Raw genomic sequence first — 12,823 nt, forward strand, 5'->3', positions numbered from 1 at the left:
AAAAATGGACCAAGTTAACGGTGACAAGGAGGATGAATGAAGGTGCTAATTTGTGATGACGAACCACTTGCAGTGGAACGATTGTCACGTTTAGTTTCAAAGATGGGACATGAGGTTGTCGCAACAGCTCATCATGGCCAAGATGCCTTGGAACAGGCACGGCTTCATCACCCAGATGTGATTTTACTTGATATCCAGATGCCGGGTATGAATGGTCTCGTCTGTGCGGAGCAATTAAGCCAACTTAATCCTCGACCTGCCATAGTGTTTTGCACAGCTTATGATCAGCATGCATTGGAGGCATTTAAGTCACAAGCACAAGCTTATCTTCTTAAGCCCATTGATCCTCAAGAGCTGGAGCAGACATTTAAGCAATTAACCCAGCTAACACAAGCACAGCTCAGCGCTTTGCCTAAACCTGAGCTTTTACAGGATTTAAAAACACAACGTCATCAAATTGCTGCTAAAACCTATCGTGGGGTTGAGCTAATTCCTGTTGAAAATATCTATTACTTTTTAGCAGATCAGAAATATGTCACGGTACGTCATAAAAATGGCAGCGTATTGATTGACGAAACACTTAAAGAACTTGAAACTGAGTTCGCAGATCAGTTCATCCGTATTCACCGTAATGCATTGGTCTCGATTGCTTATTTAGATGGTTTGGAGCTAGTAAGTTCGGGCCAATATCAGGTTCGCTTACGTGGCTTAGATGAAAGACTTTCCGTAAGCCGCCGTCATTTATCTACCCTTAGAGAACGGATACACCAACTTTAACCTGTATTCATCTTATTTTTGCTTGTGAGATTTTACTTGCAATTTTAAGGGATCAAGTTAAGTTTAGGGTGTATTGTTTGACCAGCCCATGCTTGAATTTATGAAAACCTTGAAAATTGCTACACGACAAAGCCCACTTGCTCTTTGGCAGGCAGAACATATTCGTGCCCGTTTACAGGAGCTTCACCCAGATTTAACGGTGGAGTTGGTTAAGTTTGTCACGCAAGGCGATAAAATTTTAGATACACCTTTAGCAAAAATTGGTGGCAAAGGGTTGTTCGTTAAAGAATTGGAAGCAGCACTTTTAGATGGTCGTGCGGACCTTGCTGTACATTCAATGAAAGATGTTCCGATGGCATTACCAGAAGGTTTAACTTTGGCCGTAATTTGCGAACGTGAAGATCCGTTAGATGCTTTTGTTTCGAATCAATTTGAAAAATTTGCTGATTTGCCGCAAGGAGCAAAAGTTGGCACCTCAAGTTTACGTCGTAAATCACAAATTTTAAAACAACGTCCAGATCTACAAATTATTGATTTACGTGGTAATGTCGGTACCCGCTTAGCGAAGCTAGACGATGGTCAATATGATGCTATTATCTTGGCGAGTGCTGGTTTAAAACGTTTAGGATTGGCAGAACGCATTCGCCACTGTATCGAGCCAAGTGTAAGTTTGCCTGCGGTGGGACAGGGCGCTCTTGGTTTGGAATGCCGTGCAGATGACCAAGAAGTGTTGGCTTTAATTCAGCCACTTCTACACCCAGAGACAGATGTATGTGTACGTGCTGAGCGAGCATTCAATGCTTATCTTGAAGGTGGTTGTCAGGTGCCGATTGCAGGTTATGCAACACTCCAAGATGGTAAAATTCATATTGAAGGCCGTGTAGGTAGTGTTGATGGGCAAACATTATTACGGGCTGAGCTTACAGATGAAGCGAATAATGCTCAGCAATTAGGTGAAAACCTTGCTCGGAACTTACTTGATCAAGGCGCTGGTGATTTATTAAAGGCCCTCTACTAACGCTATGTTGTTTATTAATACCCGACCTGACTCGCGTGCGGCTGAATTAACTCATGCTTTGCAGAAGAAGGGGTTTCAGGTCGAGTCTTTACCTCTTTTAGAACTGGTTGCTCAACCTTTTTCAGAATCACTCTCTCAACTCTATCAGCAGTTAACTGGTGCACAAGCGATTGTAGTGGTTAGTCCTACTGCTGTTGATGTGGGGATGCAGTATTTAACACAAAGTGGTTTAAAAATAGATGAGCTAAAACATATTCAATGGATTGTGGTGGGACAGGCGACGGCTAATCGTCTTCACGACTATGGGATTGAAGCGCATGTTCCTGAGGTTGAAACTTCCGAGGGAATGCTTAACTTACCTCTCCTTCATCGTATGCAAAAATCAGGTAGCGTGGCTTTTTGGAGAGGTGAAGGCGGCCGTCAATTTATGATGGAAACTTTGCAACAGCAAGGAATTCAGATTTTAAATTTTGTTCTATATCGCCGGCAGTGTCCGCAAGCTTCATATTCGACATTCAAACATCTGACACAGAATTCAAATTATAATTTAGATAAATGGCTCGTCTTAATTACTAGTGAGGCGAGCTGGAAATACTGGTTAGAGCTTTGTTTAAAAAATAAGGCACAACCTGATTGCGTATATTTAGTTTTAGGACCACGCCTTTTTCAACTTGTTAAAGACTATCGCGATCAGCAACAAGCTCATTTTCACATTATTCAACTTGAAAATTTATCGCCTTCGGGGATGATTCATCACATTCAGGCATTATAAGGATTCGTATGAGAAAACTTGTTTCTATCATCATTTTGCTGGGCATCGCTTGGGTGGCTAAGCTCAGCTACGATATGTGGCAAATTTCTCGTACCGTCCCTGAAATTCAGCAAAACTTGCTGCAATCTGAACAGCAATATGCCAATTTGAATGATCAATTGGTTGCTTTGCAAAGACAAATTCAAAATCAACCAAGTCATAATTCTAAAACAACGCCTTTAACAACGACTGAAGTTGTTCAAACCGGAATTGCACCGACCGTATTAATTAAACAAAAATTAGAGTTAATCCAGTTTGCAATTGACCAACAGCAATTTATTTATGCTGTAGATCATCTAACCCAACTACAGCAAACCCTACCACAATATGGAATTGCTCCTGCATTACAACACAGCTTAAATCAAGCTCTTGAGCAAGATAAGCAGGCCATTCAACAGTTTGTGCTTGCTCAAAATCAGCGACATCAACTCATTGATGATTTACTCCAGAATATTGATAAAAATATTCAGCAAGCCTTAAAGCAGCCTAAATTTGAGATGGACCAATCCGAGGCTGTGTCATGGTGGAAAAAATGGTTCCGTATTGAGAAAGTAGAAACGCCGTCTATTAATTTAATGAACCGAAGTGTAGTGCTTAAAGAAGTGCAATTAAGGCTATTAATTGCTGAGCAAGCTTTAAACCAAGGAAAAATGGCTGAATATCAAAATGAGTTGCAGACTGTAATGCAAAAACTAAATGAATTACCCGATGCAACTAGCCAACAACTCAAAAACCGTATTGCTAAAGTGGCACATTTATCAGTAGTGCCTGTTCCTAAATTATCGACACTTGGTCTAATCGGCTCATAAGGAGGACATATGAAGCATCTCCTGTGGGTTTACTTTTTAATTAGCTTAATCCTGTTTGCAGCCTTGGCCTTATTCAGTTATGGCTATGGTATGGGTTATGTTTATATCTATTGGCGGCAATTGCAATTGCAAACAAATGTATGGGGATTAGTCCTTACGTTTGTTGTGATGAGCTTTATTGCTCAGGTGATATGGCTTTGGATTAAGCGTTATTCTTCTCGGGAACAAAGAAAGAGAGAGAATATTTTTCAGTTTAAAAACCTCCATCCGTATGAACAATTAGGTATTGTCTGGTTATTAGAGGCTGCAGAAGATCAACGGGTATTTATCGAACGTGTTTTTACTCAATCAGGCCTTCTAAAAAATATTATTGATGCCAAATTTCTAGTTTTAAGTGGAGATTACCAAAAAGCTTTAGAGGCCTTGGATCAATCCCCACCAATGGCTTTTGAGTTAGCAGAATTACAGCGTATTGAAATATTCTTGGCACAAAACGAAGCTGAACGTGCCTTAACCCATCTTGAGTTTTTATATCAGCATCAGTTATCGCCATGGCTTGAAGAGATTGAGACAGCATATCAACAACGTTTAACAGCGCTTTGGGGCCAGCTTGCTTTACAACAACCATGGGTATACTTACGTTCTATGAAATATGGTTTGTTGGACGCTGAACATCGTGATTTATGGCTACAACAACTTCTTCAACAGTTTGATCAAGCTTCAATAGATGATTTACAAGCACTGCAACAGCGCTATCTGGATTTAGAGTCAGAAATTCAAACCAGACCTTATAGCAGTAAATTGTTATGGTTAAAACTTTTGGCCCGTATGCCAGAAATGAGTATTCAGCATGAAGCATTAACCTTGCATTTACTCAAAGAGCAATTCGATCCGGACGTATTTTACTTATGGTTTCAGCAACAATTGCTTAAGCAGGTTCCTGACTATGCCGATGTCGAAGAAAAGATTAATCAATTTGAATCTCAATATATGAATTTGCCAGTTTTAACATTTGCAAAATGGCATGTTTACATGGCAACAGGTCGTCAAGCTGAAGCAGAAATATTATTAAGTTTATATCCAGATAATATTTTAATGAGCTATTTACGTATTAAATCAACCTTAAAAGAAGATGATGAGTTAATCAAACAGTTAAACCTAATCTTTGAAAATGATGCGAATTTTTTAAAATTTAAAATCTGAGGTAAAAATGAAAGAACTGTCTGTCTACCCTGTAATATACGACCAGAAAGTAGCATGGGGAGATATGGATGCTTTTGGTCATGTCAATAATGTGCAATATTATAGATATATTGAAAGCTCACGTATTTTATATATGGAAAATGTAAATATATTGACTCCAAATATATATACTGTTGTTGCTTCAAGTCAGTGCAAATATTTAAAACCTGTGTTTTATCCAGATGTATTGAAAGTAGGGGTTCGTGTAGAAGAGCTACGTAAGAGCGCGTTCCGTATGGCTTATATATTATGGAGTGAATCTCAGCAGCAAATCGTTGCTACAGGTGAAGCAGTTATGGTTTGTGTGAATAAAATGACAGGATTAAAATGTGAAATACCAAGTGAAGTAAAAAGTAAAATTATTGAATTAGAAAAATCAGTGGGGCATGATTTAATACATTTAGCTTAAATAAATATTAAGAAAATATATTACAATTATAATTACTAATGTAATTAAAAAGTAAATTTATAGCGTTATTCTGATGAACTTGACTTTCAAACTATTGCTTATTGAATAGATTATAAATACTATTGGTTATGATTTAATGTTTTTAAATTTTGTCTGTATTATTTGAATTGTCAGTAAGACTGGAGTATTTATTAATGAAACCGGATATTAGTGAATTATCTGTTGAAGAGTTAAAACGCTTACAAGAAGAAGCAGAAGCTTTAATTGCAAGCAAAAAAGATCAAGCAATCGAAGATGCTTATAATCAAATTATCGAAATTGCTGAAAATGTAGGTTTTAGTGTTGAACAGCTTCTAGAATTTGGCGCTCAAAAACGTAAGAAAACAACACGTAAATCTGTAGAACCACGTTACCGTAACAAAAACAATGCTGAAGAGACTTGGACTGGTCGCGGTAAACAACCACGTTGGTTAGTTGCTGAAATTGAAAAAGGTGCAAAACTTGAAGATTTCTTAATCTAATTGTATTGCCTCTTAAAAAGCCAAGCGATTCTGCTTGGCTTTTTTATTTTTAAAAAGAATTAAAAAAATTTTATTTTAAATATGAATATTCAATAAGGTGCTTGAGTTGCTAATTAAGAGCATTGTTGAGACTAAACTTTCATTTAGCAAGATCAATCGTAAATTTCATGATTTTGTCATACGTTCAACTTATAGTCTTTAGCGAGACGCCAAGCCCGATTGCTTGGTTTTTTTATATGAAGTGAATTGGCGATGTTGAAAAAGTATGCATAATGTCAGACTAGAGAGGAACTCTCATATAAGGATGATAATTTGCATGTTGGTAAGGCTGAATGAAGAAAAAGTCTAAGCAATGGAAGTGGTGGTTTTTTGCCCTCATTGCATTTTTAATTTTTATTATTTTACAGATTCCGGCGACTTGGCTTATCTCTAAATTTTCAAAGAATAATCAAACTGTCCATAATGTAAGTGGCAATATCTGGCAGGGGCAGGCAGACTGGCACCGTGGAGCGTTACGAGGCACTATCCACTGGAAAACGAGACCGCTAGACTTACTTTTATTACGCTTTGCTGCAGATGTTGATATTCATAGTGGTAATACGCAATTAACGGGGATTATGGCGTATGGTTTTGGAAAAAAAGTTATTGTAAGGGATATGAATGGCCAGATTGCTCCAGAAACACTGAAGCAAATTGTAAATTGGCAATGGCCTGTAAACAGTATTCAACTTAAAGATATCCAGTTTAATTATAAAAAAGAGCAAGGCTTTGCGGCAGTTGATGGACAATTGCATTGGGGTGGTGGGGCGCTCATTTATAATATTGGTGATCGTCAAGATCGTATGAATATGCCTTCTTTAAGTGGGCAGTTGACTGACCAGAACGGACAACTACAAGTGGACATCCGTGATCAGCGTAATCAAAAAATGGCCAATCTTTTACTAGATGCCAATATGATGCTGGATGTTCAGCTCACACAGCGTTTATTACTCAATGTTCCATCATATGACGGTAAAGCTGGTTTGGATACTTTTGTCATTAGTTCTCGCCAACCATTATTACAAGGTGGTAACTAATGAAAGTATGGATTGATAAATTACAGCAATTGCAATGGCAAAAATTAGATCGACTGAGTGTAGTGGTCCTTGCCATTTTAATTTTATGGTTATGCTGGAAACTCGCTTCTTTTTTTTGGTTGGTGATTGCGCCTCCTCAACTGATGCAATTTGATCGGGTAGAACTCGGTTCTCAACAACCACAAATACCAAATATTAGTACTTTTTCACTTTTTAACGAACCTTCTGCCAATGCGGCTCAAGAAAGCGTGAATTTAGAATTGCAGGGTGTAATGGTCGGCTATCCAAACCGGTTTTCCTCTGCTGTTATTAAAATTGATAATACTGCTGAGCGTTATCGAGTTGGTGAAACCATTGGTTCAACTTCTTACCAATTGGCAGAGGTGTATTGGGATCATGTTGTGTTGAGTCAAGGAAATGGCAGTACCCGTGAACTTCAGTTCAAAGGTTTGCCAAATGGTTTATATCAACCGATGACTCCGGATGCTTCACAACAAAGTGCTACACCGTCTCAACCTACAGAGCCTATGAATACGGCCCAACAGGCATTGGGACAAGCGATCCAGCAGATGCAAGGTAACCGAGAGCAGTATCTCCGAGATATGGGGGTAAGTGGTAACTCAGGTGAAGGCTATGAAGTTACAGAACGTACACCGACTGCACTTAGAAATAAGTTAGGTTTAAGACCTGGCGATCGAATTGTCTCTTTGAATGGTCAAACGGTTGGGCAAGGGCAAACGGATGTGCAATTACTTGAGCAGGCTCGTCGAGCAGGGCAAGTAAAAATAGAAATAAAACGTGGTGATCAAGTGATGACCATACAACAAAATTTTTAGTGATAACACGTCACCATAAGAGTTAGGAAATATCGCGAGTTATGGCTTTATTGAATCATCAACGTCCACTTTGGGCATTACTTGCAGCAGCCCCATTGATTGCGACAGTAAGTAGCAGTGCCTATGCCCAAACATGGAAGATCAATTTACGTGATGCTGACTTAACTGCCTTTATTAATGAAGTTGCAGACATTACAGGAAAGAACTTCGCTGTAGATCCGAGAGTACGTGGTAATGTCACGGTTATTTCTAATAAGCCATTAAATAAAGATGAAGTTTATGACCTATTTCTTGGGGTCTTAAATGTAAACGGGGTGGTTGCAATTCCTTCTGGTAATACCATTAAGCTTGTACCGGATAGCAATGTTAAAAACTCGGGAATTCCTTATGATTCTAGAAATAGGGTCCGTGGTGATCAAATCGTTACACGTGTGATTTGGCTGGAAAATACTAATCCAAATGACTTAATTCCAGCACTCCGTCCCTTAATGCCGCAATTTGCACATATGGCGGCAATTGCAGGAACCAATGCACTTATTGTTTCTGATAGAGCGGCGAATATTTATCAACTTGAAAATATTATTCGTAACTTGGATGGAACTGGGCAAAATGATATTGAAGCGATCACGCTTCAGTCGAGCCAAGCAGAAGAAATTATTACCCAGCTTGAAGCGATGAGCGCAACAGGCGCATCTAAAGATTTTAGTGGTGCCCGTATTCGTATTATTGCTGATAATCGGACAAACCGTATTTTAATAAAAGGTGATCCGCAAACACGTAAACGTATTCGTCATATGATTGAGATGCTGGATGTACCTTCGGCAGATCGTTTAGGTGGCTTAAAAGTTTTCCGTTTGAAGTATGCCAGTGCTAAAAACTTGTCTGAAATTTTGCAAGGCTTAGTCACAAGACAGGCAGTATCTTCATCGAATAATAGTAATAATTCATCTAACTCATCGAATCCGATTAATAGTTTAATTGGTAATAACCAGAATTCTGGTTCAAATACATCGGGTTCAAGTGGTACCTCAATTTCAACTCCTGCAATTAACCTAAACGGTAATTCGAACAGTAGTAATCAGAATAATATCACCAGCTTTAATCAAAACGGTGTGAGTATTATTGCAGATAATGCTCAGAACTCATTAGTAGTTAAAGCTGATCCCCAATTAATGCGTGAAATTGAGTCTGCGATTCAGCAACTTGACGTTCGCCGTCAACAAGTACTCATCGAAGCTGCAATTATTGAAGTCTCTGGTAAAGATGCGGATCAGTTAGGGGTGCAATGGGCTCTTGGTGATATTAATAGTGGTATAGGCTTGATTAACTTTACAAATGCGGGTTCAAGTTTAGCTTCGCTGGCAGCTGGCTATTTAACAGGAGGAGCTGCTGGTTTGGGAAGCGCAATTGGTGCTGGTAGCTCAATCGCATTAGGAAAATATAAAGAAGGTGCAGATGGTTCTCGTCAACTTTATGGAGCCCTAATCCAAGCTTTAAAAGAGAATACAGCTTCTAATTTATTGTCTACTCCCTCTATTGTGACTATGGATAATGAGGAGGCTTATATTGTTGTAGGTCAAAACGTTCCATTTGTAACAGGTTCGGTCACTACCAATAGTACAGGTATCAATCCCTATACAACTGTGGAGCGTAAAGATGTCGGTGTAACATTAAAAGTCATTCCTCATATTGGTGAGAATGGTACAGTTCGCCTTGAAATTGAACAGGAAGTTTCAAATGTTCAAGCAAGTAAAGGGCAAGCTGCGGACTTAATTACTAATAAACGTGCTATTAAAACGGCTGTATTAGCCGAACATGGCCAAACAGTAGTTTTAGGTGGTTTGGTTTCAGATGACGTTGAGTTTAACCGTCAGGGCATTCCTGGTTTAAGTAGTATTCCTTATTTAGGACGTTTATTCCGCTCAGATACTCGAAGCAATACTAAACGTAACCTTCTCGTTTTTATTCACCCAACAATTGTGGGCGATGCAAATGATGTACGCCGTTTATCTCAGCAGCGCTATAATCAACTTTATAGTTTGCAATTGGCTATGGATAAAAATGGCAACTTTGCAAAATTACCTGAGCAAGTTGATGATCTTTATAATCAAAAAATGACCCCACCGAGTATTGCCTCTAAGCCAAAAAATTACCAACAGGTTCCATCAGGTGGTAAAAGTTCGACCATAACTACGCCGGTAGCTGTAGAACCTACCGTCCAAAAGCAAACACTACAGTTGCCTGATCCTGAAATTAATCGTACTAAAAATACAGTAACAACAACGACACTGCGTCCAAGCACAGCGCCGTAGTAGCATGTTATGATTAATAAAAAATGAATAGGACATAGGCATGACTTGGAAATTACAAGCAATTACTGGTGAATTTACTGGCCAAGAAATTAATGTTGATCGTGATATGTTGGTGGGACGTCATCAAGATGCCGATTTATTACTACAGGCTGCTGAAATTTCACGTCGCCATGCAGCATTGCTGTTAAAAGATCAAGCGCTATGGGTGCAAGACCTTAATTCATCGAATGGTACGTTTGTAAACGATATGCGTATTGAGCAAGAAAAACAGTTGCATGATGGTGATATTGTTCAATTCGCAAGTTTAAAATTTTCAGTTTTCGCCCCTGCACAAGAAAATACTGATTTACCTGAAATTGAGGTGGAGCCAGTACAAGCTGCACCGACACAAGATTTAAGCGATCAAGGTATCCCAAGTATTGCGGAGCGTGCAGCGGAAACTGAAGTGAGTCGTGATGGAATGCCTCAGCGAGTTTCTGTGCCAAAACCAGCACCGATTCCTGAAGGGGTGGATATTCATGCTCAGCCAGAACAAACTCCTGTTGCTATTGAGGAGCCAGTTTCTCGGGTTACTGAAGAGAAAGAGCAGCAAAAGAATGCATCTATTGGTCTAGTGACCATTATTATTTTAGTGATTTTAGCTGTATTGGCGTGGTTATTCTTTAAATAATTCGTTGGTGCTTTTACAATCAAGGCATGCTAAACGCATGCCTTTTTAATTTTGAGTAGAAGAAAATGTCTGTTGCACAACTAAGTAAGCGCGATTTAATTTTATTTGATCTAGATGGAACGTTGGTTGACTCCGCTGCCGATTTATATCGGTCTATGAACTTAAGTCTGCAATCACTCAGTTGGCCATTGGTAACAGAAGCACAAATACGTGAATGGGTAGGTAAAGGGGCTTCAAAACTTTGTGAAAGTGTTCTGCTTCATATATTTGGAAAATTAGATGTTGAACAACATAAAGTTTTATTACAGAAATTTGTAGAGGTATATGGTGCGGAGCTGTGTGTGAATACTCAAATTTACCCAGGTGTACCTGAGTTTTTAAAACATTGCCAAACTTTAAATATCAAAATGGCATGTGTGACTAATAAGCCTGTCAAACTTGCTCAAGGGTTACTGGATGCGCTAGAGCTTTCTTCTTATTTTCAAGTTGTACTTGGAGGAGATAGCTTACCTGAAAGAAAGCCGCACCCACTACCATTATTGCATTGCATGGAAAGCCTAAAAATATCTGCTTCACAATCATTAATGATTGGCGACTCAAGTAATGATATTGAAGCCGCACGCCGTGCTGGAATTGATTGTATTGTGGTTAGCTATGGCTATAATCATGGAGAGAATATCTATGATTGCCAACCTCAGCAAGTTGTTGATAGTCTTGCTGAGTTAATTGTCTAATGAAGAAAATGGAGATAAGAATGAATAAGCGTATGGTTTTTCGATGGCGTGTCTAAACCGAATCTAGAAAAACACACTTTTAAATCGAAACCATATTAGAGAAGATTCATGACAACATTAGCGCAATTCGAGCAACTTAAGGCTGCTGGTTACAATACCATTCCTGTTTATCGTCAACGTTTAGCGGATACAGAAACCCCATTATCTGTTTTTGCTCGTTTTAAGGATCAAACACAGGCTTACTTATTTGAGTCTGTTGAAGGGGGTGAAAACTGGGCGCGCTACTCTATGATTGGTTTAGGGGAAACAACAGTTTTTTCCTGTAACGCTGGCGTTTTATCTATACAACATGCTGACGGATCAGTAACACAGCAAAATTGTCTAGACCCATTCCAATATATCCGCGAATTCCAAAAACAATTTAAAGTTCCTACGGCTAAACTCTTACCAGACTTACCAAGTTTTACGGGCGGCTTGGTAGGTTATTTGGGCTACGATGCTGTCCGCTACATCGAGCCACGTTTAAAGAATGTACCTGCGGCTGATCCGATTACGCTGCCAGATTTATGGTTGATGCTCTCAAAGACAGTCATTGTTTTTGACAATCTTAAAGATACGCTATTTTTAATTGTGCATGCGGATACAGAGCAGAGTAATGCTTATGAAGACGCTCAACAAAAATTAGATCAATTAGAACAGTTGTTGGCGACTCCAGTTAGTTTGCAAGCGCGACCACATACGCCTCCGCATTTTGAATCAATTACTGGTAAAGCAAAATTCTTAGAGACGGTAGAGAAGGTTAAAGAGTATATCCGTGCAGGCGATGTGATGCAGGTTGTACCTGGGCAGCGTATGGTTTCTGATTTTGATGGAGAAGCTTTACAGGTTTACCGTGCATTACGTCATTTAAATCCATCACCTTATCTATTCTTGGTTCAAGGGCAAACGATTACTGATAAAAAACCATTTCATATTGTTGGCTCGTCACCGGAAATTTTATCTCGTTTAGAAAATGGTATTGCTACAGTTCGACCTTTGGCAGGAACTAGACCGCGCGGTAAAACTAAAGAAGAAGATATAGCATTAGAAAAAGATTTGCTGTCTGATGAAAAGGAGATTGCTGAACATTTAATGCTGATTGATCTTGGGCGAAATGATGTAGGGCGCGTATCGAAAATAGGTAAAGTCCAAGTTACGGATCAAATGGTGATTGAGCGCTATTCACATGTCATGCATATTGTTTCAAATGTACAAGGTGAAGTGCGAGATGATATCGATGCACTTGATGTATTTAAAGCCACCTTTCCGGCAGGAACTTTATCAGGTGCCCCAAAAATTCGCGCAATGGAAATTATTGATGAAGTAGAGCCTGTGAAAAGGGGAGTTTTTGGCGGGGCTGTTGGTTATTTGGGATGGCATGGTGAAATGGATATGTCGATTGCAATCCGTACTTGTGTTATCCGTGACAAAAAGGTGTATGTACAGGCTGGTGCAGGGCTAGTTGCTGACTCAAATCCAGAATCTGAGTGGAATGAAACTCAAATAAAAGCTCGTGCAGTGATCAAAGCGGTTGAATTATCATCAAACGGATTGATTTTATGAGTTTTT

At 39.2% G+C, this 12,823-nt stretch carries 13 protein-coding genes; all 13 read left to right on the plus strand.

Annotated elements, in window-relative coordinates; genetic code table 11:
- The first annotated feature begins 36 nt into the window (after positions 1-36).
- A complete protein-coding gene (locus EGT34_RS12660; RefSeq protein WP_000865993.1) occupies positions 37-777 on the plus strand; it encodes a LytR/AlgR family response regulator transcription factor in 741 nt (246 codons plus the stop codon).
- Between the two features lie 100 nt (positions 778-877).
- Positions 878-1,795, plus strand: a complete 918-nt coding sequence (gene hemC, locus EGT34_RS12665; RefSeq protein ID WP_002159654.1) for a hydroxymethylbilane synthase — start codon at positions 878-880, stop codon at positions 1,793-1,795.
- 4 nt (positions 1,796-1,799) lie between these two features.
- Positions 1,800-2,567: a uroporphyrinogen-III synthase gene (locus tag EGT34_RS12670; protein WP_000897411.1), complete on the plus strand. Its 768-nt coding sequence runs from the start codon at positions 1,800-1,802 to the stop codon at positions 2,565-2,567.
- A gap of 8 nt (positions 2,568-2,575) precedes the next feature.
- Positions 2,576-3,415, plus strand: coding sequence for a hypothetical protein (locus EGT34_RS12675; protein WP_001230192.1), 840 nt, complete (start codon positions 2,576-2,578; stop codon positions 3,413-3,415).
- 9 nt (positions 3,416-3,424) lie between these two features.
- A complete protein-coding gene (locus EGT34_RS12680; protein WP_000681770.1) occupies positions 3,425-4,618 on the plus strand; it encodes a hypothetical protein in 1,194 nt (397 codons plus the stop codon).
- Positions 4,619-4,625: 7 nt separating this feature from the next.
- A complete protein-coding gene (locus EGT34_RS12685; protein WP_000661569.1) occupies positions 4,626-5,066 on the plus strand; it encodes an acyl-CoA thioesterase in 441 nt (146 codons plus the stop codon).
- 194 nt (positions 5,067-5,260) lie between these two features.
- Positions 5,261-5,587: an H-NS family nucleoid-associated regulatory protein gene (locus tag EGT34_RS12690; RefSeq protein ID WP_000801427.1), complete on the plus strand. Its 327-nt coding sequence runs from the start codon at positions 5,261-5,263 to the stop codon at positions 5,585-5,587.
- A gap of 332 nt (positions 5,588-5,919) precedes the next feature.
- Complete coding sequence (gene gspN, locus EGT34_RS12695) at positions 5,920-6,663, plus strand: type II secretion system protein N (protein ID WP_000730343.1); 744 nt, start codon at positions 5,920-5,922, stop codon at positions 6,661-6,663.
- Complete coding sequence (locus EGT34_RS12700) at positions 6,663-7,499, plus strand: type II secretion system protein N (RefSeq protein ID WP_000870031.1); 837 nt, start codon at positions 6,663-6,665, stop codon at positions 7,497-7,499. The genes gspN and EGT34_RS12700 overlap by 1 nt, the downstream gene beginning before the upstream one ends.
- Before the next feature lie 41 nt (positions 7,500-7,540).
- A complete protein-coding gene (gene gspD / locus EGT34_RS12705) occupies positions 7,541-9,811 on the plus strand; it encodes a type II secretion system secretin GspD (protein ID WP_024437337.1) in 2,271 nt (756 codons plus the stop codon).
- Between the two features lie 40 nt (positions 9,812-9,851).
- Positions 9,852-10,481 (plus strand): FHA domain-containing protein, encoded by a 630-nt coding sequence (locus EGT34_RS12710; RefSeq protein WP_024437338.1) that lies wholly within the window; start codon positions 9,852-9,854, stop codon positions 10,479-10,481.
- A gap of 65 nt (positions 10,482-10,546) precedes the next feature.
- Positions 10,547-11,215, plus strand: a complete 669-nt coding sequence (locus EGT34_RS12715) for a phosphoglycolate phosphatase (protein WP_000109463.1) — start codon at positions 10,547-10,549, stop codon at positions 11,213-11,215.
- Between the two features lie 108 nt (positions 11,216-11,323).
- A complete protein-coding gene (gene trpE / locus EGT34_RS12720; RefSeq protein ID WP_000209090.1) occupies positions 11,324-12,817 on the plus strand; it encodes an anthranilate synthase component I in 1,494 nt (497 codons plus the stop codon).
- Positions 12,818-12,823 lie beyond the last annotated feature (6 nt).

The organism is Acinetobacter sp. FDAARGOS_558, assembly GCF_003937785.1.
Classification (GTDB): Bacteria; Pseudomonadota; Gammaproteobacteria; order Pseudomonadales; family Moraxellaceae; genus Acinetobacter; species Acinetobacter baumannii.